General features: G+C 64.9%; 23 protein-coding genes and 1 pseudogene. 16 read left to right on the plus strand and 8 right to left on the minus strand.

The features are described 5' to 3' along the window. From Q0P59_RS18605 to Q0P59_RS18645, 9 genes and pseudogenes are all read left to right on the plus strand, one after another. Positions 1 to 99: pseudogene (locus Q0P59_RS18605) on the plus strand (electron transfer flavoprotein subunit alpha/FixB family protein); the annotation flags it as partial. A 27-nt stretch (positions 100 to 126) separates the two neighbouring features. Next, entirely contained in the window at positions 127 to 1,905 is a 1,779-nt protein-coding gene (locus tag Q0P59_RS18610; RefSeq protein WP_295009179.1) for an acyl-CoA dehydrogenase C-terminal domain-containing protein, read from the plus strand. Between the two features lie 3 nt (positions 1,906 to 1,908). Continuing rightward, complete coding sequence (locus tag Q0P59_RS18615) at positions 1,909 to 3,552, plus strand: electron transfer flavoprotein-ubiquinone oxidoreductase (protein WP_295009181.1); 1,644 nt, start codon at positions 1,909 to 1,911, stop codon at positions 3,550 to 3,552. Between the two features lie 109 nt (positions 3,553 to 3,661). Further along, positions 3,662 to 3,976 (plus strand): DUF485 domain-containing protein, encoded by a 315-nt coding sequence (locus Q0P59_RS18620; protein WP_295009183.1) that lies wholly within the window; start codon positions 3,662 to 3,664, stop codon positions 3,974 to 3,976. Then, on the plus strand, positions 3,973 to 5,640 hold the full coding sequence (locus tag Q0P59_RS18625) for a cation acetate symporter (RefSeq protein ID WP_295009185.1): 1,668 nt from the start codon (positions 3,973 to 3,975) through the stop codon (positions 5,638 to 5,640). The genes Q0P59_RS18620 and Q0P59_RS18625 overlap by 4 nt, the downstream gene beginning before the upstream one ends. Before the next feature lie 180 nt (positions 5,641 to 5,820). Continuing rightward, entirely contained in the window at positions 5,821 to 6,723 is a 903-nt protein-coding gene (locus Q0P59_RS18630; RefSeq protein ID WP_295009187.1) for a DUF6662 family protein, read from the plus strand. Positions 6,724 to 6,726: 3 nt separating this feature from the next. Then, the gene (locus Q0P59_RS18635; RefSeq protein ID WP_295009189.1) at positions 6,727 to 7,257 is read left to right on the plus strand and encodes an FMN-binding protein; all 531 of its coding nucleotides are present in this window, start codon (positions 6,727 to 6,729) and stop codon (positions 7,255 to 7,257) included. Positions 7,258 to 7,276: 19 nt separating this feature from the next. Further along, complete coding sequence (locus Q0P59_RS18640; protein ID WP_295009191.1) at positions 7,277 to 8,173, plus strand: FAD:protein FMN transferase; 897 nt, start codon at positions 7,277 to 7,279, stop codon at positions 8,171 to 8,173. Beyond that, positions 8,137 to 8,568, plus strand: coding sequence for a hypothetical protein (locus Q0P59_RS18645; RefSeq protein WP_295009193.1), 432 nt, complete (start codon positions 8,137 to 8,139; stop codon positions 8,566 to 8,568). The genes Q0P59_RS18640 and Q0P59_RS18645 overlap by 37 nt, the downstream gene beginning before the upstream one ends. 15 nt (positions 8,569 to 8,583) lie before the next feature. Here the strand turns inward: Q0P59_RS18645 and clpX are convergent, their stop codons facing one another. The 7 genes from clpX to Q0P59_RS18680 all read right to left on the minus strand — a co-directional run bounded on the left by clpX (position 8,584) and on the right by Q0P59_RS18680 (position 14,130). After that, on the minus strand, positions 8,584 to 9,585 hold the full coding sequence (clpX, locus tag Q0P59_RS18650) for an ATP-dependent Clp protease ATP-binding subunit ClpX (protein ID WP_295009195.1): 1,002 nt from the start codon (positions 9,583 to 9,585) through the stop codon (positions 8,584 to 8,586). Between the two features lie 79 nt (positions 9,586 to 9,664). Next, positions 9,665 to 9,922 carry a cell division topological specificity factor MinE gene (gene minE, locus Q0P59_RS18655; protein WP_295009197.1) on the minus strand — a complete coding sequence of 86 codons (258 nt, stop codon included), beginning with the start codon at positions 9,920 to 9,922 and terminating at the stop codon, positions 9,665 to 9,667. Position 9,923: 1 nt separating this feature from the next. Further along, positions 9,924 to 10,739 (minus strand): septum site-determining protein MinD, encoded by an 816-nt coding sequence (gene minD, locus Q0P59_RS18660; RefSeq protein WP_295009198.1) that lies wholly within the window; start codon positions 10,737 to 10,739, stop codon positions 9,924 to 9,926. A 39-nt stretch (positions 10,740 to 10,778) separates the two neighbouring features. Beyond that, entirely contained in the window at positions 10,779 to 11,540 is a 762-nt protein-coding gene (gene minC / locus Q0P59_RS18665) for a septum site-determining protein MinC (RefSeq protein WP_295009201.1), read from the minus strand. A 31-nt stretch (positions 11,541 to 11,571) separates the two neighbouring features. Then, on the minus strand, positions 11,572 to 13,023 hold the full coding sequence (gene fumC / locus Q0P59_RS18670; protein ID WP_295009203.1) for a class II fumarate hydratase: 1,452 nt from the start codon (positions 13,021 to 13,023) through the stop codon (positions 11,572 to 11,574). A 69-nt stretch (positions 13,024 to 13,092) separates the two neighbouring features. Further along, positions 13,093 to 13,662, minus strand: coding sequence for a DUF1415 domain-containing protein (locus Q0P59_RS18675; protein ID WP_295009205.1), 570 nt, complete (start codon positions 13,660 to 13,662; stop codon positions 13,093 to 13,095). Positions 13,663 to 13,800: 138 nt separating this feature from the next. After that, the gene (locus Q0P59_RS18680; protein WP_295009207.1) at positions 13,801 to 14,130 is read right to left on the minus strand and encodes an amine oxidase; all 330 of its coding nucleotides are present in this window, start codon (positions 14,128 to 14,130) and stop codon (positions 13,801 to 13,803) included. Positions 14,131 to 14,407: 277 nt separating this feature from the next. Between Q0P59_RS18680 and gpmI the strand changes: the two genes are divergently transcribed. The 7 genes from gpmI (at position 14,408) to Q0P59_RS18715 (ending at position 22,439) form a co-directional block, all read left to right on the plus strand. Further along, complete coding sequence (gene gpmI, locus Q0P59_RS18685; RefSeq protein ID WP_295009209.1) at positions 14,408 to 16,048, plus strand: 2,3-bisphosphoglycerate-independent phosphoglycerate mutase; 1,641 nt, start codon at positions 14,408 to 14,410, stop codon at positions 16,046 to 16,048. Between the two features lie 28 nt (positions 16,049 to 16,076). Beyond that, complete coding sequence (locus Q0P59_RS18690; RefSeq protein WP_295009211.1) at positions 16,077 to 16,952, plus strand: YihY/virulence factor BrkB family protein; 876 nt, start codon at positions 16,077 to 16,079, stop codon at positions 16,950 to 16,952. 164 nt (positions 16,953 to 17,116) lie between these two features. Further along, a complete protein-coding gene (locus Q0P59_RS18695; protein ID WP_295009213.1) occupies positions 17,117 to 17,914 on the plus strand; it encodes an amino acid ABC transporter substrate-binding protein in 798 nt (265 codons plus the stop codon). 83 nt (positions 17,915 to 17,997) lie between these two features. Further along, entirely contained in the window at positions 17,998 to 18,651 is a 654-nt protein-coding gene (locus Q0P59_RS18700; RefSeq protein WP_295009215.1) for an amino acid ABC transporter permease, read from the plus strand. Positions 18,652 to 18,655: 4 nt separating this feature from the next. Continuing rightward, positions 18,656 to 19,408, plus strand: a complete 753-nt coding sequence (locus tag Q0P59_RS18705) for an amino acid ABC transporter ATP-binding protein (protein ID WP_295009223.1) — start codon at positions 18,656 to 18,658, stop codon at positions 19,406 to 19,408. A gap of 112 nt (positions 19,409 to 19,520) precedes the next feature. After that, complete coding sequence (locus Q0P59_RS18710; protein ID WP_295009217.1) at positions 19,521 to 20,279, plus strand: TerC family protein; 759 nt, start codon at positions 19,521 to 19,523, stop codon at positions 20,277 to 20,279. 270 nt (positions 20,280 to 20,549) lie between these two features. Next, complete coding sequence (locus tag Q0P59_RS18715; protein WP_295009219.1) at positions 20,550 to 22,439, plus strand: hypothetical protein; 1,890 nt, start codon at positions 20,550 to 20,552, stop codon at positions 22,437 to 22,439. Between the two features lie 55 nt (positions 22,440 to 22,494). On the opposite strand, the gene Q0P59_RS18720 is transcribed toward Q0P59_RS18715, so the two are convergent. Continuing rightward, positions 22,495 to 22,728, minus strand: a 234-nt coding sequence (locus Q0P59_RS18720; protein ID WP_295009221.1) for a DUF1439 domain-containing protein, incomplete at its 5' end; no start/stop codon positions are given.

Raw genomic sequence — 22,728 nt, forward strand, 5'->3', positions numbered from 1 at the left:
ATCAACAAGGACCCCGATGCGCCGATCTTCCAGATCGCGGATTACGGGTTGGTCGCCGACCTGTTCGAAACCGTTCCCGCCCTCGTGGCAGCCGTTTAAACCAAGAATACCAAGGAGATAACCCGTATGAGCACCTATATCGCCCCGATCCGCGACATGCAGTTCGTTCTGAACGAAATCGCCGGCCTTTCGGACATCTGCGCCCTGCCGGGCAACGAGGAATGTTCGGTCGAGCTGGTCGAATCCATCCTCGACGAAGCGTCCAAGTTCGCCACCGGCGTCCTCGACCCGATCAACAAGGTCGGCGACCAGACCGGCCACGTCTGCAAGGATGGCGTCGTCACCACCGCGCCGGGCTTCAAGGAAGCCTACAAGCTGTTTGCCGAAACCGGCTGGATGTCCATGCCCTTCGCCCCGGAATTCGGCGGCCAGGGCCTGCCGGCGGTCGTCTCGATGGCCGTCAATGAAATGTGGAAGGGCGCCAACATGGCCTTCGGCCTGTGCCCGATGCTGACCGGCGGCGCCATCGAGGCCATCGCCCACCACGCCTCCGACGAACTGAAGCAGAAGTACCTGCCGAAGATGGTCGAAGGCACCTGGACCGGCACCATGAACCTGACCGAGCCGAACGCCGGCTCCGATCTTGCCGCCATCTCGTCCAAGGCCAAGCCGGTCGGCGACGGCACCTACCTGGTCAGCGGCACCAAGATCTTCATCACCTGGGGCGAGCATGACGTCGCCGAGAACATCGTCCACCTCGTGCTGGCCCGCCTGCCGGACGCGCCGCCGGGACTGAAGGGCATCTCGCTGTTCCTGGTGCCGAAGTTTCTGGTCAATGACGACGGCTCGCTCGGCGCCCGCAACGACCTGATCTGCGCTTCCATCGAGCACAAGCTCGGCATCCACGGCAGCCCGACGGCGGTCATGTCCTACGGCGAGAAGGAAGGCGCCATCGGCTACCTGATCGGCGAAGAGAACAAGGGCGTCGGCTACATGTTCACGATGATGAACCACGCCCGCGTCAACGTCGGCCTGGAAGGCGTCGGCATCGCCGAGCGCGCCTACCAGCATGCGCTGTGGTACGCCCGCGAACGCGTCCAGGGCGCCATCGTCGGCGACAAGTCCGGCGAGAAGAAGACCATCCTGCACCATCCGGATGTCCGCCGCCTGCTGATGGACTGCAAGGCCCGCACCGAAGCCATGCGCACGCTGGCCTACTACGGCGCCGCCAACATCGACAAGGCGCATGCCGGCGACGCCGCCGCGCAGGCCCGCATCGACCTGCTGACCCCGGTCATCAAGGGCTGGAGCACGGAGCAGGGCGTCGAGCTGTCCTCGACCGCGCTGCAAGTGTTCGGTGGCGTCGGCTTCGTCGAGGAAACCGGCGCCGCCCAGTACTACCGCGATTCGCGCATCACCACCATCTACGAAGGCACGACCGCCATCCAGGCCAACGACCTGGTCGGCCGCAAGCTGGCACGCGAGAAGGTGCCGGGCGCCGCGATGAAAACGCTGATCGCCGAAATGTCGGCCACCGCGCAGGAACTCGAAGGCAACGCCCAGCTGGCCAACATCGCCGCCAACCTGAAGGCCGCCATCGTCGCCCAGCAGAAGGCCGTCGACTGGATCCTGGCCAACTACGACAGCGCGCCGCAGGCCGTGCATGCCGGTTCGGTGCCCTTCCTCAAGCAGACCGGCATCGTCGTCGGCGGCTGGCTGATGGCCAAGTCCGCCGCGATTGCCGCCAAGCACCTGGCCGACGGCAGCAGCGACGACTTCTACAAGGCCAAGCTGGCCACCGCCGAGTATTTCGCCACCCACCAGCTGCCGTTCGCCGCTGCCTACGCCGCCGAAGTCACCGGCGGTGCGGCATCGACCCTCGGCCTGCCCGAGAACCTGTTCTAAGCCATGACCATGCGTACCGATCGCGATGCGATGGAATACGATGTCGTGATCGTCGGCGGCGGCCCCTCGGGGCTGTCCGCGGCGATCCGCATCAAGCAGCTGGCCGAGCAGAACGGCAAGGAAATCTCCGTCTGCCTGCTCGAGAAGGGCTCGGAAATCGGCGCCCACATCCTGTCCGGCGCCGTGCTGGAGCCGCATGCCCTGAACGAGCTGTTCCCGGACTGGCAGGAGCGCGGCGCGCCCCTGAATACGCCGGCCGGCGAGGATCGCTTCCTCTTCCTCACCGAAAACGGTTCGTTCAAGCTGCCGACCCCGCCGCAGATGTCCAACCACGGCAACTACATCATCAGCCTGGGCAACCTGTGCCGCTGGCTGGGCGAGCAGGCCGAGGCGCTGGGCGTCGAGATCTACCCCGGCTTCGCCGCCGCCGAGGTGCTCTACCACGAGGACGGCTCGGTCAAGGGCGTCGCCACCGGCGACCTCGGCATCGGCAAGGACGGCCAACCCGGCCACAACTTCCAGCCGGGCATGGAACTGCACGCCCGCCAGACCATCTTCGCCGAAGGCTGCCGCGGCTCGCTGACCAAGGAGCTGTTCGGTAAATTCAATCTGCGCGACGGCATCGATCCGCAGACCTACGGCATCGGCATCAAGGAGCTGTGGGAAATCGACCCGGCCAGGCACCAGCCCGGCCTGATCGTGCATACCGTGGGCTGGCCGGTCGATTCGGCCACCTACGGCGGTTCCTTCCTCTACCACCTGGAGAACAACCTGGTGGCGGTCGGCTACGTCGTCGGCCTCGACTACAAGAACCCCTGGCTGTCGCCCTACGAGGAGTTCCAGCGCTACAAGACGCACCCGGCGATCCGCGGCTTCTTCGAAGGCGCACGGCGCATTTCCTACGGCGCCCGCGCGCTGTCGGAAGGCGGCTACCAGTCGGTACCCAGGCTCCATTTTCCGGGCGGTCTGCTGGTCGGCGACACCGCCGGCTTCCTCAATGTGCCGAAGATCAAGGGCACGCACATGGCCATGGAGTCCGGCATCGTCGCCGCCAAGGCGGTGTTCGAGCACCTGTTCAAGGAAGGCGCCGGGGCCGAGGTGACGGAATACGGCGAGCAGATCAAGCAGAGCTGGCTGTGGGCCGAGCTGTACAAGGTGCGCAACATCCGTCCCGCCTTCAAGTGGGGTCTGTTCGGCGGCCTGGCCTACGGTGCCATCGACACCTACCTGTTCGGCGGCAAGGCGCCGTGGACCATGCGTCACCACGACGACCACAGCCAGCTGGGCGACAAGAACAGCTACCCGAAGATCGACTACCCGAAGCCGGACGGCAAGATCAGCTTCGACCGCCTGTCCTCGGTCTTCCTGTCGGCGACCAACCACGAGGAAAACCAGCAGACGCACCTGCGCCTGAAGGACGAGTCGGTGGCCATCTCGGTCAATTACGCCAGGTACGGCGCGCCGGAAACGCGTTACTGCCCGGCCGGGGTGTACGAAATCCTCGGCGAGGAAGAAGGCAAGCCGCGGCTGCAGATCAACGGCCAGAACTGCCTGCACTGCAAGACCTGCGACATCAAGGACCCGACCCAGAACATCAACTGGACGGTGCCGGAAGGTGGCGGTGGGCCGAACTATCCAAACATGTAGGACCCGACGGGGCGATTTTTTGCATTTGGGGGCGCCCCGTCAAAACCAATAAAACCAAGAGAACAGCAAACACTTTCATTCCTAGTCATTGGAGTATCGAGGAGGATTCATGTCTCAACAAAGCATACAAACGAAGATCCGGAGCAATCCGAAATTCGCCGAACTGGTCGGCAAGCGCACGCGCTTCGCGATCATCCTGTCGCTCGTCGTGCTGGTGCCGTACTACACCTTCATGATGATCACCGCCTTCAACCCGGCGCTGCTGGCCAAGCCGCTGTCCGACGGCGCCGTGATGACCTGGGGCTGGCCTCTGGCCGCCCTGATGGTGGTCGGCGGCTGGCTGCTGACCGGCGTCTACATCAGCCGCGCCAACGGCGAATTCGACGAACTGAACCAGCAGATCCTGAAAGAGGCCCAGAAATGAAGCGTTCCCTTCTCGCCCTCACGGCCGGCCTGCTGATCGCCGGTATCGCCATCGCTGCCCCGGGCGCCCTCGACGGCGTCCAGAAGCAGCCGCTCAACGTCAGCGCCATCGCCATGTTCATGGTCTTCGTGCTGGCCACCCTCGGCATCACCAAGTGGGCTGCCGGCCGCACCAAGTCCACCGCTGACTTCTACACCGCCGGCGGCGGCATCACCGGCTTCCAGAACGGCCTGGCCATCGCCGGCGACTACATGTCGGCGGCCACCCTGCTCGGCCTGACCTCGCTGGTCTATGCCAAGGGCTTCGACGGCTTCATCTACACGGTGAGCTTCTTCATCGGCTGGCCGATCATCCTGTTCCTGATGGCGGAGCGCCTGCGCAACCTCGGCAAGTTCACCTTCGCCGACATCGCCTCCTACCGCCTCGACCAGAGCCGCATCCGCACCTTCGCCGCCTTCGGTTCGCTGACCGTGGTCTGCTTCTACCTGATCGTGCAGATGGTCGGCGCCGGCCAGCTGATCCAGCTGCTGTTCGGCCTGGAGTACAACATGGCCGTGGTCTGCGTCGGCATCCTGATGATGGTCTACGTCACCTTCGGCGGCATGGTCGCCACCACCTGGGTGCAGATCATCAAGGCCTGCCTGCTGCTCGGTGGCGGTACCGCGCTGATGCTGCTCGCCTTCAGCCAGTTCGGCTTCTCCTTCGAGAACCTGTTCGGCCAGGCTGTCGCCGCCCACAAGGCCGGCATCAAGATCATGGCCCCGGGTTCGCTGATGGCCGATCCGGTATCCGCCGTGTCGCTGTCGTTCGCGTTGCTGTTCGGGACGGCCGGCCTGCCGCACATCATGATGCGCTTCTTCACCGTGCCGAACGCCAAGGAAGCCCGCAAGTCGGTGTTCTACGCGACCGGCTTCATCGGCTTCTTCTTCCTGGTGGTGATCATCCTCGGCATCTCGGCCATCGTCATCGTCGGCCAGAATCCGGCCTTCTTCGAAGGCGGCCAGGTCGGCGGCAAGCTGATCGGCGGCGGCAACATGCCGGTCATGCACCTGGCCAAGTCGGTCGGCGGCGACATCTTCCTCGGCTTCCTGTCGGCCGTCGCCTTCGCCACCATCCTGGCGGTCGTGTCGGGCCTGGCCCTGGCCGGCGCCTCGGCCATCGCCCACGACCTCTACGCCCGCGTCATCAAGAAGGGCGAAGCGACCAGCGCGCAGGAAATGAAGGTCACCAAGATCGCTTCCGTCGGTATCGGCCTCACCGCCATCGCCCTCGGCATCCTGTTCAAGGACCAGAACATCGCCTTCCTGGTGGCATTGACCTTCGGCGTCGCCGCTTCGGTCAACTTCCCGGTGCTCATCCTGTCCATGTACTGGAAGGGCCTGACCACGCGCGGCGCCCTGTGGGGCGGCATCGCCGGCCTGCTTTCCGCCGTCGGCCTGGTCATCCTGTCGCCGGCCGTGTGGGTCAAGGTACTGGGCAACGCCCAGGCCGTGTTCCCGTACGACCACCCGGCCATCATCTCGATGACCCTGGCTTTCGTCGTCACCTGGCTCGGTTCGGTGACCGACAAGAGCGCCCGTGCCGCCAAGGAAGCCGAGGCTTTCGAGGAGCAGTACATCCGCGCCCAGACCGGGCTCGGCGCTGCCGGCGCCCACGCGCACTAAACGACTCTGCGGGAGAGACTTCGGAGAACAGCACCGTGGTCTCATACCTTTCGGGGAGCCTTCGGGCTCCCTTTTTTTGTTCGCGGGAGGCTGGGCCGTACGAAAAACGGGGCGTCAGGGTAAGGTCAGGTTAATCTGAGAAAATACAAATCATTCTCATTTGTATAAGGAACTTTAAATATGACATCGACCCGCCTCCGTTTTGCCCTTGGCCTGCCGCTCGTTCTCGGGGCGTTGGGTGCCGCAGTGCCGGCCGTCGCCGGGGATTCCCCTTTCGGCTACGTCTATACCACCGACACGCATGGCAAGGGCCAATGGGAAGTCGAGCAGTGGATGACCAACAGGCGGAGCCAGTCCCAGGGCAGCTACAGCGCCTGGTTGTCTCGCACCGAGGTCGAGTACGGTGTCACCAACGATCTGCAGACTTCCCTCTACCTCAATGCCGACCGGGTCAGTGCCGACAGTAACCGGGCCGATGGCACGACCGGGCCGGGGGCTTTCATTCCCGACAACGTCGATCCGAATTCCCGCTACAAGAAGACCTTCTTCGAATCGGTCTCCAACGAGTGGATCTACCGCATTCTGAGCCCCTACAAGGATCCCATCGGCCTGGCCGTCTACATTGAGCCGAGCTACGGGGCGAAGAAGCGCGAGCTCGAAGGCAAGATCATCCTGCAAAAGAACTTCCTCGACGACCGGCTGGTGTGGGCCGCGAATTTCACGCTGGAATACGAGAAGACCAATTTCCATGGCGAATGGGAGAAGGAGACCGAGGTGGAGTTCACCACCGGCCTGGCCTATCGCTTCGCCAACCATTGGAATGCCGGCCTGGAATACCGCCGGCGTACCGCCTACGAGGATTTCGGCGTGAAGACCGACAAGCGGGTCTTTACCAACAATTACTTTGGCCCCTCGCTGCACTACGCCGACAAGAACTGGTGGGTGACCGCCACCTACCTGGTTCAGCTGGGCAACGCCAAGGGCTATAACGACGATGCACGCAGCGACATCATCGCTGGCCGCTTCTATGGGGAAGACGCCGAGCGCCGCGAACTCCGCCTGCGCTTCGGCTTCAACTTCTAGGCGATGCGCTGGAGCCTCTTCGCGGTCGCCCCGGCGCTGGTTGCGGGGCCAGCCCTGGCCCCGCAATTTGCTTACGCCACGACCTACCTGACGGTGGAGCAGGCGCAGCAAGCGATATTCCCGGGCGCCAAGCTGCAGCGGATGATCGTCGTGCTCGGCGAGGGCCAGAAAAAGGCCATCGAGGAGCGCTCGGGGCTGCGGGTTCGGGTGGCCGAACTGGAGGTGTGGAAAGCTGCCGACGGCAGCCTTTTCCTGGTCGATGAAGTGCTGGGCAAGCACGAGCTGATCACCTACGCCGTCGGCATTTCGGCGGCCGGCGTGTTGCGTCAGGTGGAGATTCTCGATTACCGGGAAAAGCAGGGCGGCGAAATCCGCAGCCCGGAATGGCGCGCCCAGTTCGTCGGCAAGACCGCGGCCGCTCCGCTCAAGCTCGACCAGGACATCCGCAACATCTCCGGCGCAACCCTGTCCTGCCGCCACGTCGCCGACGGCATCAAGCGCCTGCTGGCGACGGCCGATGTCCTGCTCAAGTAGCCTGCGCCGCGCCCGCCCCTTGCTCGGCACCCTTGTCGAGATCAGGGCTGAAGGCGGCGACGGGCTGGCGGCGGCGCTCGACGCGGCCTTTGCCGAAATTGAAGCGTGCCAAGCCTACCTGAGCGCCCATCAGCCCACGAGTGATGTGCGGCGCCTGGCTGCCACGTCGCCCGGCGTGACGCTGGCGGTGAACGAGCGGACCTGGGAGGTGCTCTCCCTGGCGCTGGAGTTTGCCGCCGCGAGCGACGGCATTTTTGACCCGACCATCGCTCCGCGCCTGGCCGCTGCGGCCTATCTTCCCGCCGAACTGGCGGGCGGAGAGGGCGACTGGCGCGATCTGGAATTGCTGCCGGAGCACCGCCTGCGGCTCCGCCGGCCGCTGGCGGTGGATCTGGGCGGCATCGCCAAGGGCTATGCGGTGGATCGGGCGGTAGACGTGCTCCTCGCCCACGGTGTCGCCGCGGGCTGCGTGAACGCCGGCGGTGACCTGCGCCTCTTCGGTAGCGAGGCGGAGACGATCCATCTGCGCCACCCCGCCGATCCGACTCGATTGCTGCCGGTTGGCAAGCTGGCCGATGGCGCCTGCGCCACCAGCGCTCCCTATTTCGCCCGCCGGCAAAGCGGCGGACGAAGCCTGTCTCCCCTCGTCGATCCGCGCGACGGCAGTCTGCTCCCCGACTTCGACAGCGTGACCGTGATTGCCGCGCGTTGCGTTCACGCCGATGCCTTGACCAAGGTCGCGCTGCTCCTCGGCGACGCCGCCGGGCCGTTGCTGGCCCGCTACGGCGCCCAGGCGCTGCGCGTGGACCCGGCCGGACGTATCATCGCGCTGCCGGCCGCCGGATTCATCGCCTCATCTCCCGTTCCATCCCCCGTTCCATGTCGATTGCCCTCCCGGGTCGCCACCGGCGACTGATTTACCTCGCCTTCGCCTTTCTCGTCCTGTCCGGCCTCGTCTGGCTGGGGGGGCGCTATGGCCTGCGGTCCGACCCCGAACTGCCGCATCCCCTCGAGGCCTGGGCGCTCAAGCTGCACGGTGCCGCGGCCATGCTCGGCCTCCTCGCCCTGGGCTCGGTGTTGCCGCAACACGTGCGTTTCGCCTGGCGCGCCCGGCGCAACAGGACGAGCGGCGCGACGATGCTGTCCCTGGCCGGAATCCTCATCCTCACCGGCTACGGCCTGTACTACGCCGCCGACGAAAATCTGCGCCCCTGGATCAGCCTGGCCCACTGGGCAAGCGGCCTTGTCCTCCCGGCCGGATTGATCTGGCACGTGGCGGCCGGCCGGCGGAGGAAAAAGCCGGGCAGCTAACGAGGCCGCCGGTTTTCAGCTGTCCGCCACCACCAGTTGCGGCGGCTCGAACAGCGAGCGGATGACGACCTGGCGAATGCCCGGCCGGTCCGGCACGGCGTACAGCACGTCGACCATCATTTCCTCGAAGATGCCGCGCAGGCTGCGCGCCCCGGCCTTGTACTCGATGGCCAGCCCGGCGATCTGCTCGAAGACCGGCGCCGCCACCTCCAGGGTCACGCCGTCGGCCGCCAGCATGGCCTGGAACTGCCGGTAGATGGCGTTCTTCGGCTCGGTCAGGATGCGCACCAGCATGTCCTGGGTCAGGTCGTGGAGGCGGGTGACGATGGGCAGGCGGCCGGCGAATTCGGGAATCAGGCCGAATTCGAGCAGGTCGGTCGGCTTGATGCGGGCGTTCAGGCGTTCGAGGATCTTCTGGTCGTCGCCGCCCTGCGTGGCGATGAAGCCGAAGGTGTGCGTCCTGGTCAGGATGTGGTCCAGCCCGACGAAGGCGCCGCCGCAGATGAACAGAATCTGCGTGGTGTCGATGAGTCGCCCGTCCTTGAGCTTGACCGGCGCGCCTTCCATGATCTTGAGCAGGGCGTGCTGCACGCTTTCGCCGGAGGTGGCGCGGCTCTGGCCGTCCGCCGCCTTCAGCTTGTCGACCTCGTCGACGAAGACGATGCCGCACTGGGCCTTGCCGATGTCGCCGCCGGCCCGGTCGAGCAGGCGGTGCAGGATGGCCTCGATCTCGTCGCCGACGAACTGCGTCTGGGCCAGCGAGGTAGCGTCGGCGGTGACGAAGGGCAGGTCGAGGATGCGGGCCAGGGTTTCGCAGAGCAGGGTCTTGCCGGTGCCGGTCGGGCCGATGAGCAGGATGTTGCTCTTGGTCAGCTCGACGCTCTCCGGCGTGCTGCCGGCCATGCGCCGGAAATGCCCGTAGATGGCGACGGCGAGGGTTTTCTTGGCGGCTTCCTGGCCGACCACGTGTTCGTTGAGGCGGGCGACGATTTCGCTGGGCTTGAGCGCAATGGACATCGGGGCATTCCTTGACGGCAATGCCCCGATGCTATGCCGGTTCGGGCCGGCGGGTAAAGACGCTTGCCGCGCTTTTACATCAAGCCTTTTCCGGCAGCTCGATCTTCACTTCGAGCACTTCGTAGCGATCCTGCTTTTCCAGCGAGACGCGGATGTCGTCCGGATTGACCTTGACGTACTTGGAGATCACGGCGATCAGCTCGCGCTGCAGGTCGGGCAGGAAGTTGGGCGTGCTGCCGCCGCCGTCGCGTTCGTGGGCGATGATCAGCTGCAGGCGCTCCTTGGCGACCTGGGCCGTTTTCGGCTGGTTGCCGAACAGTTTCTGGAGCCAGGACATCTTACTTGCCTCCGAACAGGCGCTTGAGCAGGCCCGGCTTGACGTAGTCGACGAAGCGCAGCGGCTGCTCCTCGCCGAGGAAGCGGCTGATCACGTCGTGGTAGGCCGCGGCGGCGTCGGTGTCCTTCTGGTGGATGACCGGCGAGCCCTGGTTGGAGGCCTGCAGCACTTCCTCGGATTCCGGGATGACGCCGATGATGGGGACCCGCAGGATTTCCTGGATGTCCTTGTATGACAGCATTTCGCCGGCCTCGACGCGGGTCGGGTTGTAGCGGGTGATGAGCAGGTGCTCCTTGACCGGGTCGCGGCCTTCGATGGCGCGCCGCGACTTGGCCTGCAGGATGCCGAGGATGCGGTCGGAGTCGCGCACCGACGAGACTTCCGGGTTGGTCACGACCAGCGCCTCGTCGGCGAAGGTCAGCGCCATCACGGCGCCGGACTCGATGCCGGCCGGCGAATCGCAGACGATGTAGTCGAAGCCCTGGTGGGTCAGTTCCTTGATGACCTTCTCGACGCCTTCCTCGGTCAGCGCGTCCTTGTCGCGCGTCTGCGAGGCGGGCAGCACGAACAGGTTGTCGCAGTGCTTGTCCTTGATCAGCGCCTGGGTCAGCGTCGCCTCGCCGTTGATGACGTTGATCAGGTCGTAAACGACGCGGCGTTCGCAGCCCATGATCAGGTCGAGGTTGCGCAGGCCGACGTCGAAGTCGATGACGGCCGTCTTGAAGCCGCGCTGCGCGAGGCCGGTGGAAAAGCTGGCGCTGGTGGTGGTCTTGCCGACCCCGCCCTTGCCGGAAGTCACGACGATGATACGGGTCACGTTAGGTTCTCGCTGGGAAGTTATTGGATTGGGATAATTTTACCTGAGGGCCAGCGGAACGACCTTCAGGGTCGGTTCCTCGTCGCCGCTCAGGCTGATGGTTGCCGGCTGGCGGGCCAGTTCGGCCGGCACGCCGGCCTCGAAAGTGCGGTACAGCCCGGCCACCGAGACCAGTTCGGCCTCCAGGCTGGTGGTGAAGATGCGCGCGTTCCGGTCGCCGCTGGCCCCGGCCAGGGCGCGGCCGCGCAGCGGGGCATAGACGTGGATGTTGCCGTCGGCGATCACTTCGGCGCCGGCGCTGACCATGGCGGTGACGATCAGGTCGCTGCCCTTGGCGTAGAAACGCTGGCCGGAACGCAGCGGCTTGTCGAGGGTGACGGTGCGCGGCGCGGGTTCCGGTGCCGGCGGCGGGACGGGCGGGGGCGGCGCTTCGACGACGGGCGGCGGGGCGGGCTCGGCGGCCTTGGCCTTCGCCGGGCGACTCAGCGCGTTGGCGCTGATCGCCGGCAGTCCGGCCTGTTCGGCGGCGGCTGCCTGGTCGGCCGGCAGCCCCAGCGTCGCCGCGGCATGCAGGCCGGAAGCGCGCAGCAGCTGGCGGATGGCTGCCCAGTCCGCCGTCGCCGGCAGGTTCTCGGCGCCGCTGAAATCGAGCACGGCGAGGTCGTTTTCGAAAAAGTCCGGGCTGTTGCCGGTGAGATCGGCCAGCGCTGCATGCAAAGCGGCGATTTCGGTGGTGCGTACCTGTGCCTGGATGATCTTGAGCGCGGTGCCCTTGAATTGAATCGGTGAATCTTTGGCCATGCCTGCTGCTTGTGCTGCGAAAGGAGGTCGATTATCCCACAGGCGTGGACGGAGATGTGCCGTCGCCGAGCATACCTGCCGGGTCCAGCCAGCGCGCCAGTTCCTCTTCCGTCGCATAGCCCAGGGCCAGGGCAGCCGCGCGCAGGGTGCCGTTTTCACGATGCGCCCGCTTGGCGACCTCGGCGGCGCGCTGGTAGCCGATATGCGGCACCAGCGCGGTGACCAGCATCAGCGAACGTTCGAGGTGTTCGGCGATGCGCTCGCGCTGCGCTTCGATGCCCCGGGCGCAATGGCGGTCGAAGCTGCGCATGCCGTCGGCGAGCAGGCGGATGCTCTGCAGCAGGTTGTGGGCGATCAGCGGCTTGAAGACGTTCAGCTCGAAATTGCCGGAAGCGCCGCCCAGCGTGATCGCCACGTCGTTGCCGACGACCTGGCAGCAGAGCATGGTCAGCGCCTCGCACTGGGTCGGATTGACCTTGCCCGGCATGATCGAGCTGCCCGGCTCGTTTTCCGGGATGGCCAGCTCGCCGAGCCCGGAACGCGGCCCGGAAGCCAGCCAGCGCACGTCGTTGGCGATCTTCAGCAGCGCCACGGCGAGCGTCTTCAGCGTGCCGTGCGCGGCGACCAGCGCATCGTGCGCGGCCAGCGCGGCGAACTTGTTGGCGGCGCTGGTGAAGGGCAGCGCGCAGTCGGCGGCGAGCACGGCGGCGACCCGGTCGCCGAAGCCGGCCGGCGCATTCAGGCCGGTGCCGACCGCGGTGCCGCCGATGGCCAGCGGATACAGCGCGGGCAGCGTGCCGGCGATCAGGGCCTGGGCCTGGTCGAGCTGGGCGACGTAGCCGGAGAATTCGGCGCCGAGGGTGAGCGGCGTCGCGTCCTGGAGGTGGGTGCGGCCGAGCTTGACGATGCCGGCGAAAGCTTCGGCCTTGGCGGCCAGCGTCGCGCGCAGGTCGGCGAGGGCGGGCAGAAGCTGGCGGGTGATGCCGAGCGCGGCGGCGACGTGCATGGCGGTGGGGAACACGTCGTTTGACGATTGCCCGCGATTGACCTCGTCGTTGGCTTCCAGCAGCCGCTGCAGGCCGCGTTCGCCGCCGAGCAGTTCGGAGGCGCGGTTGGCCAGCACCTCGTTGAGATTCATGTTGGTCTGCGTGCCGGAACCGGTCTGCCACACGGCGAGCGGGAATTCGCCATCGTGCCGGCCGGCCAGGATTTCGCCGGCCGCCGTGGCCAGGGCCGCCGCCTTGTCAGCCGGCAGCAGGCCCAGTTCGCTGTTGACCCGGGCGCAGGCGCGCTTGACCAGGGCCAGGGCGTGCAGCAGGTCGCGCGGCATGCGCTCGGTGGAAATGGCGAAGTGTTCGAGCGAGCGCTGGGTCTGCGCGCCCCACAAGTGCTCGGCGGGGACTTCCATGGTGCCGAAGCTGTCGCGCTCGGAGCGCGTCGGGCCGGGATGGGCGGCGTCGCCGGCGGTCGGGTAGTGGCGCATGGCGGGGCTCCTCGCGGTGATGGTCATACTTCACCATAGTCGCCGCACCCGGCGCCGGCTATCGGGAAATCAGCCCAGCCACAGCTTGCGCCAGCCCTCGTGGCCCAGTTTTTCCATGGTTTCGATATTGCGCTCGAAAATGTCGGCGGCGTCGGGAAAGGCCGCCACGGCGCGGTCGATGCTGCTTTCGCGGAGCAGGTGCAGCATCGGGTAGGGGGCGCGGTTGGTGTAGTTGGCGACATCGTCCGGATCGCTGCCGGCGAATTCGTATTGCGGATGCAGGCTGGCGATCTGGAACACGCCGTCGTAGCCGTTGTTGCGCAGCAGCGCCTCGGCCTCGGCGAGGAAGAAGTGATAGTCGAGGAAATCGTTCATCACCTGCGGGTGGATGAGCAGCGTGGTGTCGAGTTGCTGCGGATCGGTGCCGGCCAGCAGGGCCAGTTCGTTTTCCAGCTCGGCCAGCAGTTCGTCGGCGCTTGTCGCGGCGGTCAGCGCGTAGCGCACCTGTTTCTTGACGAAGACGCTCTTGGCGAAGGGGCAGAGATTGAGGCCGATCACCGCGCGCTCGAGCCACAGGCGGGTGGCGGACAGGATAGGCTCGGCGGCATCGTCGGCGCACGGGAAAAGGACATCGGACATGGCGGGGCTCGGCTCGGCGCTTGGTGGAGGCCGGAGTCTAGCAGTTGGCGCGGGCTTCGGCGCGAGCGCGGGACAGGCCGGCGGCCGGAAAGACAAAAGCCCCGGCACGGGGCCGGGGCTTTGTCGGGGTGCGTCCGCTTACTTGGCGGCAGGGGCCGGTGCCGCAGCCGGTGCGGGGGTGGCCGCCGGTTTGGCTTCGCCCTTCGGAGCGGTCTTCTCGACCTTGGCGTCCTTGTGGGTGTGCTTTTCATGCTTCTCGTGGGCGGCATGCTTCTCGGTCTTGGCGGCTTCCGCCTTCATCGGTTCGGCGGCCTTCGGTGCCTCGACCTTCTTTTCGGCGGCAGCCGGCGCCGGAGCGGCGACCTTGGCGGCCGGGGCCGGGGTGGCGGCGGGAGCGGCGGCGCCCTGAGCGAAGGAAGCGGAAGCGAAGCCAGCGGCAACAGCCAGAGCGATAACGGTCTTGATCATTTTGAATCTCCTAGACAGGTTGGTTATTTCGTTTTCAGGTGCTGCGACATTGCAGCGCCATGAGCCGAATAACGCGGCCCCTTACGTCCCGGATGTCAGCGCGAATGTAAGCCTGTGTATCGTTGCGTGACGGAGTTGTTTCCAGAGTTGTCGGCCGGTGCCCCGAGGTGCCGGAGGTAACTCGATTCGCGGCGGACAAGTCCCGGGCGCGTTAAAATGTGGGTTTTCCCCACACGCCGCCGTCATGTCCGGCCGGCCTTTTTGCAGGAAACCCGCCATGTTGCAGAAGCTTTCCACCTTCGCCGGCATTCCAGGCCCGGTCGTCACCATCGTGATGGACGGTTACGGCCTGCCCAAGACCGATGTCGGCAGCGCCATCGCCGCCGCCCGGAAGCCGACCCTCGACCGCCTGTTCGCCAGCTACCCGAACATCCGCCTGCGCGCCCACGGCACCGCCGTCGGCATGCCCTCCGACGAGGACATGGGCAATTCGGAAGTCGGCCACAACGCCATCGGCGCCGGCCAGGTCTATGCCCAGGGCGCGGCGCTGGTGTCGAACGCCATCGCCTCCGGCGACATCTGGCAGGGCGAGGCCTGGCAGCAGATCGTTGCCGGCGCCAAGGGCGGTCGCGGCGTGATCCACTTCATCGGCCTGTTCTCCGACGGCAACGTGCATAGCCACATCGACCACCTGAAGGCCATGGTCGAGCGGGCCAAGGCAGAGGGCGTCAAGACCGTGCGCATCCACGCCCTGCTCGACGGCCGCGACGTGCCGGAAACCAGCGCGCTGGACTACGTGCTGCCCTTCGAGGCCTTCCTCGCCGACATCAGCAAGGACGGCTTCGACGCCCGCATCGCTTCCGGCGGCGGCCGCCAGTACATCACCATGGACCGCTACGACGCCAACTGGGTGATGGTGGACAAGGGCTGGAAGACCCACGTGCTGGGCCAGGGCCCGCAGTTCGCCAATGCCGCCGAGGCGGTCAACGGCCTGCGCGCCGCCCATCCCGGCACCATCGACCAGGATCTGCCGGAGTTCGTTGTCGCCGACGGCGGAAAGCCCATCGGCACCGTCGAGGACGGCGATTCGGTCGTTCTCTTCAACTTCCGCGGCGACCGCGCCATCGAGATCACCCGCGCCTTCGTCGAGGCCGCTTTCGACAAGTTCGACCGCGTCCGCTATCCGCAGGTGACCTTCGCCGGCATGCTGCAGTACGACGGCGACCTGCAACTGCCGAAGCGCTTCCTGGTTGCCCCGCCGGCGATCAAGGACACCTCCGGCGAATGGTTCAGCAAGCTGGGCATCGCCCAGTACGCCTGTTCCGAAACGCAGAAGTTCGGCCACGTGACTTACTTCTGGAACGGCAACCGTTCCGGCAAGTTCGACGGCGAAACCTGGGAGGAAGTGCCGAGCGACGTCGTGCCCTTCGAGCAGCGTCCGTGGATGAAGGCGGCCGAAATCGCCGATGCGATGATTGCCGCCATCCAGTCCGGCCGCTACAAGACCCTGCGCTGCAACTTCGCCAATGGCGACATGGTCGGCCACACCGGCAACTTCGAGGCGGCGCGCATCGCCGTCGAAGCGGTCGACCTGTCGCTGGCCCGCGTGCTCAAGGCCATCGACGCGGCCGGCGGCGTGGCGCTGATCACCGCCGACCACGGCAACGCCGACGAAATGTTCGAGCTCGACAAGAAGACCAAGCAGCCGGCGCTGAACAAGGACGGCTCGTTCAAGGCCAAGACGGCGCACACGCTGAACCCGGTGCCGCTGATCCTCTACGACAACGTCTCCGGCGGCAGGCTCGGCCTGCAGCAGACGGAAACCTGCGGCCTGTCGAATATCGCGGCGACCGTGGCCAACCTGCTCGGCTACGGGAAGCATGCGGCCTGGGACGACAGCGTGCTGGTCGTCAAGTAAGGCGCCGTTCGGCAGGGCTGGCGCAGCCATGAACGAGGCTTCCGAACACGACCGGGCGGTGCAGCTGGTGCGCCACCCGCTGGCCTTCGCGCTGCGGGTGGTCAAGGCCTTCATGGCCAACCAGGGCCTGCTGCTGGCCGGGGCGGTGGCCTACTACGCGCTGCTCTCGCTGGTCCCGCTGCTGATCCTGACCGTGTTCGCGCTGTCGCACCTGGTCAGCGAAGCCGACCTGTTCGCGGTGCTCGGCCGCTATCTCGAATGGCTGGTGCCCAGCCAGTCGCAGGCGGTGCTGGCCGACGTGTCGGCCTTCCTGAACAACGGCCTGGGGGTCGGCATGCTGCTCATCGGCACCATGATCTTTTTCAGTTCGCTGGCCTTCTCGGGGCTGGAGAAGGCGATGTGCATCATCTTCGCCCACCGCGCTCGCGACCGGCCACGCCACGCGCTGGTCTCGGCCATCCTGCCCTACTGCTTCGTGCTGCTGCTCGGCGCCACCTTGCTGGCGGTCACGCTGGCCTCGGCCATGGTCCAGGCCGTGGCGCGCGAAAGCATGGAACTCTTCGGCCAGCGCTGGAGCCTGGGCGGCCTGTCCGGCGTCATGTTCTACGGGCTGGGCGTGCTGATCGAAACCTTCGTCCTGGCCGGCCTCTACCTGGTCATTCCGCTGGGCCGAACACGCCTGAGCCATGCGCTGATCGGCGGCTTCAGCGCCGCCGTGCTGTGGGAAATCCTGCGTCACCTGCTGGTCTGGTATCTCGCCCACCTGTCGAAGGTCAGCGTCGTGTACGGCTCCCTGACCACCGCCGTGGTGGCGCTGTTCTCGATGGAGCTGGCGGCCACCCTGCTGCTGCTCGGGGCGCAGGTGATCGCCGAATACGAGCAGTTGCAGGCGCCGGCGGCCTGAGCGAATGGTGCAAATGGCGGGCGGCCGATGGGCCGGCGAATGCCGATAAGGGTTTTTACGGTTGTAAGGCCGGGGCGATCGCGGGAAAATGCTTCTTTGGCTTCGCCGCGGCATTGTTGACCCTGCGCCGGCAAGCCGACCACAACGTACTGGATGAACTGCCCATGAAAAAGACCTTTGCCCTGATTCCCCTCGCTTTCGCCCTGGCGCTCGCCGCCTGCGGCAAGAAGGAGGAAGCGCCGGCCGCCGCGGCGCCTGCGCCAGCTCCCGCCGCCGTCGCCAAGATCGTCGTCGGCCTCGACGACAACTTCCCGCCGATGGGCTTCCGCGACGAGAAGGGCGCCCTGGTCGGCTTCGACATCGACCTTGCCCGCGAAGCCGCCAAGCGCCTCGGCGCCGAAGTCGAGTTCAAGCCCATCGACTGGAACGCCAAGGAAGCCGAGCTGGGCGGCAAGCGCGTCGACGTGCTGTGGAACGGCCTGACCATCACCGAGCCGCGCAAGGAAAAGATCGCCTTCACCACGCCTTACCTGGAGAACCGCCAGATCGTCGTCGTCACCGCCAAGTCCGCGGTCAAGACCAAGGCCGACCTGGCCGGCAAGGTGATCGGCGTGCAGGAAGGCTCCAGCGCCGTCGAGGCCATCGACAAGGACCCGGCCGGCAAGACCGTCAAGCAACTGAAGAAATTCGGCGACAACGTCACGGCGCTGATGGACCTCAGCACCGGCCGCCTCGATGCACTGGTCGTCGATGAAGTCGTCGGCCGCTACTACACCGCCAAGAAGGCTGGCGAATACGTCATCCTCGACGAGCATTTCGGCACCGAGGAATACGGCGTCGGCGTGCGCAAGGACGATGCCGAGCTGCTCGGCAAGATCCAGAAGGCGATGGACGAGATGAAGAAGGACGGCGCCGCCGCCCGCATCTCGAACCAGTGGTTCGGCAAGGACATCGTCAAGTAAGCACGCTCCGCATGCCCGGCCGCTGATTCCGGCCGGGCATTTCCGGGTGCCCCGGGGGCTGCCCGACTCACTGGCGACAGGCCATGGATTACATCTTGAACATCATCGGTCCCCTGCTCGAGGGGACGGCGGTCACGCTGCAGGTCTTCGGCGCGACCCTGGTGCTGGCCGTCCCGCTCGGGCTGGCGCTGGCGCTGGTCCGGCTTTCCCGCTTCCGTGCCGCGAGCACGGCGGTGGCCGGCTATGTCTGGCTGATGCGCGGCACGCCGCTGATGCTGCAGATGCTTTTCATCTACTTCGCGCTGCCCTTCGTGCCGGTGGTCGGCATCCGCCTGCCGGACTTCCCGGCGGCCATCGTCGCCTTCGTGCTCAACTACGCCGCCTACTTCGCCGAAATCTTCCGCGCCGGCATCCAGTCGGTCGGGCGCGGCCAGTACGAGGCGGCGCAGGTGCTCGGCATGAGCCCGGCGCAGACCATGCGCCGCATCATCCTGCCGCAGATGGTCAAGCGCATCCTGCCGCCGATGAGCAACGAGACCATCACCCTGGTCAAGGACACCTCGCTGATCTACGTGCTGGCCATGAACGACCTGCTGCGCGCCGCGCGCGGCATCGTCCAGCGCGATTTCACGACCATGCCCTTCGTGGTTGCCGCCGCCTTTTACCTGTTCATGACCCTGCTGCTGACCTGGGGCTTCATGCGTCTGGAGAAGAAATATGCCGTCTACGACGACTGAGCCGATGATCAGCGCCGCCCACCTGCACAAGCGTTTCGGCGATCACGAAGTGCTCAGGGGCGTCTCGCTGGAAATCGGCAAGGGCGAGGTCATCGCCATGATCGGCCCATCCGGTTCCGGCAAGAGCACCTTCCTGCGCTGCCTGAACCAGCTCGAGCGCGTCGACCGCGGCGAGATCGTCATCGAAGGCGAAACCCTGGTCGCGACGGATGCCGACGGCCACTGCCGCTACGCGCCGGACAAGGAGGCGCGCCGCATCTGCGCCAAGATGGGCATGGTCTTCCAGCACTTCAACCTGTTTCCGCACCTGAGCGTGCTCGGCAACCTGATCGAGGCGCCGATGACGGTCAAGGGGCTGTCCCGCGCGGCCATCGTGCCGGTGGCCGAGGAACTGCTGCGCAAGGTCGGGCTGTTCGCCAAATGCGACGCCTATCCGTCGCAGCTTTCCGGCGGCCAGAAACAGCGCGTCGCCATCGCCCGCGCGCTGGCCATGGCGCCCGACATCATGCTGTTCGACGAACCGACCTCGGCGCTCGACCCGGAACTCACCGGCGAAGTGCTGCGTACCATGCGCCAGCTGGCCGACGAGCACATGACCATGCTCGTCGTCACGCATGAAATGGCCTTCGCCCGCGACGTGTCGACGCGCACGGTGTTCATGGATGGCGGCGACATCGTCGAGGCCGGCGTCCCCGCCGAGCTGTTCAGCAACCCGCAGCAGCCGCGGACGCGGGCCTTCCTGAACCACATGCTCTGATTTTTTTGACAACACTTCGGGATTTCCGAAGTGTTGTTGATGTCGGGCGGACTGTATCGCAGGCTTGGCGTCCGCATAGAATGCGCGGGTTCCCATTGAGGCCATTCCCGCCATGTTCGAATTCCTGCTCTCCCCCGAAATCTGGATCGCTTTCTTCACGCTGACCGCGCTGGAGCTGGTCCTCGGCATCGACAACATCATCTTCATCTCCATCCTGGTCGACAAGCTGCCCAGGGAGAAACAGGAGATCGCCCGCAAGATCGGCCTGTTCCTGGCGATGTTCATGCGCATCGCGCTGCTGCTGGTGCTGTCGTGGATCGTCGGCCTCACCGAGCCGGTGCTGACGCTGTTCGGCTACGGCATCTCCGGGCGCGACATCATCCTCATCCTCGGCGGCCTGTTCCTGATCTGGAAGAGCACCGGCGAGGTGCACCAGCTGCTCGAAGGCGAGGAGGGCAGCGAATCGGCCAAGGTCGCTTCCAGCTTCGCCGGCGTCATCGCCCAGATCATCGTCATCGACCTCGTCTTCTCGCTCGACTCGATCATCACCGCCGTCGGCATGGTCAGCCAGGTCGGCGTCATGATCGCCGCCGTCATTGCCTCGGTCGGCCTGATGATGCTGTTCGCCAAGTCGATCGGCGACTTCGTGTCGAACCACCCGACGATCAAGATGCTCGCCCTGTCCTTCCTGGTCGTCGTCGGCGTCGTGCTCATCGCCGACGGTTTTGGCCACCACGTGCCGAAGGGCTACATCTACTTCGCCATGGCCTTCTCGGTCGGCGTCGAGATGCTCAACATCCGCATGCGCAAGAAGACCGTCAAGCCGGTCGACCTGCGCGAACCGTATGCGCGGGAGATGGGGGCGGATTGATCTATTTGTTCGGCCGGCTGCTTTGAATCCCGCAGATTGCCTGCCCCGAAAGGGGCATGGTTGAGCTTGCCCTGTTTTTCGTTGGTTTTGTGGGGGCTGGCTTGATCAAGCTGGGGCCTTCTCCGGCTCGTAACGCAGATCGGAGTAGTGGTTGCAGGTGATGTGAAAATGGCATAATTCCGTGAGCATTACTCGTTGTGGATCGCATGATGGTTTTGGTATGAAACCCCGTGTGATCCAGATGCAACGCGACAATACTTCGGGGGGGTTATGAGCCAGTTGATGCGTTTGGCAGGGTTACTTGCCTTACTCGTCGCAACGACTTTTTTGGCTGGTTGCGATTCGTTATTTCCGGTGAGCGTGGAAGGGAAGATCAACCACGCGATACCTATTTCTCAGGAACTGGAGAATGCTCGCAAAAGCGTTGTAGAGGAGTCAGGCGGAGACCGCTTGAAACGCTTCGAGGCGGAGTGGAAACGCCGAATGGCACTTCGGGCTCTGACATGTGCGAAAGACTATTCGCCCGCTTGGTATACGCTGCCATCAAGCGTGCGCGAAAAGCTGACAGACCGCGCATGTTTTGAGGAGCAGGATGAGGAGACAGCTTTGTGGGTAGGGTATCTACGCATTGGCTTGATCCTTGCCAAACCTCCCCTTCGCCCACTCCCGCCTCTGGCTCCCCGCGAAATATCGGCCGATGAGGAAATCCGGTGGGCCCTTTTTGCTGAAAATGCCGGCGTGGCGGTGTCGTTGACATCGAAACAGGTATTGCTGCTGCTTGATCTCAATACAAATACGGTTATTCGTCGCACCAAGTTGCCGGACGGCGTTGGCCCCGGACGGCTATCACCGAATGGCCGGCTGATCATTGCTGGCTCACCAGATCACAATCGAACTGACATTTATGCGACGGAAACCGGCGAACGCATAGGGCAAGTTGGCAAGACGCGTGAACTGAGAACTTCTTGGCTGGGCGATCACGGCTTGCTGATTGTCAAAGAGGCCAACCGTCATACCTATTTTATTGATGGCGCCAACGGCAAAGAGGTGCTGGTTCCTCTGTCGGACGTAACACAGCTCTTTCCTGTCTATGGTCAGAATAACCAATACCTGGCAGGTCATTGGTATGGCGTTGCTCGCTTGATACTAACGCCGAAAGATGGAGAGACTCAGCTAGTTGTTACGGATGAGCGCAATCTTGATGGGATATCTCGCTGGACGGCCAACTTGACCCAACAGACTGCGGATGGTGCCCACATTGTCAGCGTTTCGCAGAGCAGTCTCGCGATTCTTGACGTAAACACACTGGAAAGTACGAACGTTGATCTTGGTCCGGGAACAGGCTTCCACGGACTGTATCCAACAGCCGATCCAGACAAGTTGCTGGTCCGCACCAATGCAGCCTCCATGAACGCTAGCGGCAGCATGCGCAACTATCTGTTCTCGATTGCCGAAAAGACATTGACTCCATTGGCGGAGGTGCCGCTTGATGGGCTCATGTATCTTCGCCCATTCAAGCAGCTGTTTGCCCCCAGGGCGGGGCGTATAACGCAGTTTGTTATTCCCCAGGTCGTTGGTGAGCCAATTGCGATTCATCAGCTTGCCTTGGATAGGCGAATTGCTCAGGCAGAGCAAAAGATGGCTCAGGCGGAGCAGGCAGCTTTGCGCGCCGAGGTGGGCTTGGGGAATATTCCTCGTCCTGCCCCCGCTCCTGTGCCGGCCACTAATCTCCAAGCGCCTTTGGCTGGATTAATTGCTGACGCGCGAGTCGAGGCCGTGGGCGTCTATCAAGGCAGCGGAGCCACCCATGAGAGTCGTGCGAACGCCAACAGCACGCCTCCAACAGTACAGGTTCGGGTAAATCGTTCGGACAAGCCGTTGGCGCTGGTGCTCAGTTCCTATGAAGCTGTGCGTTGGCTCATCATTCCCGAACCGGGGGCTCGGTTGGCCGGCATATTCGTGAGCGGCTATAAACAGTCGAGTGTTATTGGCGCCACATCTGCGAGGGTCATCACGATGGGGCAGAATTTCGCCTACGACATGAATAGCAAAGAATTTCGCGCGCTGGACGAAGAGTTCAGTCGCCTTACGGGACGCCGAATTGCGTTGTTGCAGGGGCGCTATGAGGGTGGGGTTTTCAATGTTGGCGGCGTAAACTAACTCTGTCGGATGCGAGCAATGCATCGGCATGGCGTGGCCCTGCTGTCTTGATTGTTCAGCCCGGCGACAGCACCGCCGCGACCCGCCCCGGTTCGATCCTGATCGAACGCAGCAGCCAGCGCGCCGCCTTTTCCTGCAGCGAGCCGTCTTCGCGCAGCACGTAGACCGGCTTGCTGCGGAAATAGGCGGTCATCATCTGGGTGATCGCCTGGCGGGCCATCGGCTCGGCTTCGCGCGGGATGCCGGTGGACTGCACCGACTCGGCGACCGGGTTTTCCAGGAAGAAGGC

This window comes from uncultured Dechloromonas sp. (assembly GCF_945957265.1).
Lineage (GTDB): Bacteria > Pseudomonadota > Gammaproteobacteria > Burkholderiales > Rhodocyclaceae > Azonexus.

Bases quoted from the DNA above. Each gene is read 5' to 3' on its own strand.
- Q0P59_RS18610 (WP_295009179.1), top strand. From the start codon at position 127: ATGAGCACCTATATCGCCCCGATCCGCGACATGCAGTTCGTTCTGAAC.
- Q0P59_RS18615 (WP_295009181.1), top strand. From the start codon at position 1,909: ATGACCATGCGTACCGATCGCGATGCGATGGAATACGATGTCGTGATC.
- Q0P59_RS18620 (WP_295009183.1), top strand. From the start codon at position 3,662: ATGTCTCAACAAAGCATACAAACGAAGATCCGGAGCAATCCGAAATTC.
- Q0P59_RS18625 (WP_295009185.1), top strand. From the start codon at position 3,973: ATGAAGCGTTCCCTTCTCGCCCTCACGGCCGGCCTGCTGATCGCCGGT.
- Q0P59_RS18630 (WP_295009187.1), top strand. From the start codon at position 5,821: ATGACATCGACCCGCCTCCGTTTTGCCCTTGGCCTGCCGCTCGTTCTC.
- Q0P59_RS18635 (WP_295009189.1), top strand. From the start codon at position 6,727: ATGCGCTGGAGCCTCTTCGCGGTCGCCCCGGCGCTGGTTGCGGGGCCA.
- Q0P59_RS18645 (WP_295009193.1), top strand. From the start codon at position 8,137: ATGTCGATTGCCCTCCCGGGTCGCCACCGGCGACTGATTTACCTCGCC.
- clpX (WP_295009195.1), bottom strand. From the start codon at position 9,585: ATGTCCATTGCGCTCAAGCCCAGCGAAATCGTCGCCCGCCTCAACGAA.
- minE (WP_295009197.1), bottom strand. From the start codon at position 9,922: ATGTCCTGGCTCCAGAAACTGTTCGGCAACCAGCCGAAAACGGCCCAG.
- minC (WP_295009201.1), bottom strand. From the start codon at position 11,540: ATGGCCAAAGATTCACCGATTCAATTCAAGGGCACCGCGCTCAAGATC.
- fumC (WP_295009203.1), bottom strand. From the start codon at position 13,023: ATGCGCCACTACCCGACCGCCGGCGACGCCGCCCATCCCGGCCCGACG.
- Q0P59_RS18675 (WP_295009205.1), bottom strand. From the start codon at position 13,662: ATGTCCGATGTCCTTTTCCCGTGCGCCGACGATGCCGCCGAGCCTATC.
- Q0P59_RS18680 (WP_295009207.1), bottom strand. From the start codon at position 14,130: ATGATCAAGACCGTTATCGCTCTGGCTGTTGCCGCTGGCTTCGCTTCC.
- gpmI (WP_295009209.1), top strand. From the start codon at position 14,408: ATGTTGCAGAAGCTTTCCACCTTCGCCGGCATTCCAGGCCCGGTCGTC.
- Q0P59_RS18690 (WP_295009211.1), top strand. From the start codon at position 16,077: ATGAACGAGGCTTCCGAACACGACCGGGCGGTGCAGCTGGTGCGCCAC.
- Q0P59_RS18695 (WP_295009213.1), top strand. From the start codon at position 17,117: ATGAAAAAGACCTTTGCCCTGATTCCCCTCGCTTTCGCCCTGGCGCTC.
- Q0P59_RS18700 (WP_295009215.1), top strand. From the start codon at position 17,998: ATGGATTACATCTTGAACATCATCGGTCCCCTGCTCGAGGGGACGGCG.
- Q0P59_RS18705 (WP_295009223.1), top strand. From the start codon at position 18,656: ATGATCAGCGCCGCCCACCTGCACAAGCGTTTCGGCGATCACGAAGTG.
- Q0P59_RS18710 (WP_295009217.1), top strand. From the start codon at position 19,521: ATGTTCGAATTCCTGCTCTCCCCCGAAATCTGGATCGCTTTCTTCACG.
- Q0P59_RS18715 (WP_295009219.1), top strand. From the start codon at position 20,550: ATGAGCCAGTTGATGCGTTTGGCAGGGTTACTTGCCTTACTCGTCGCA.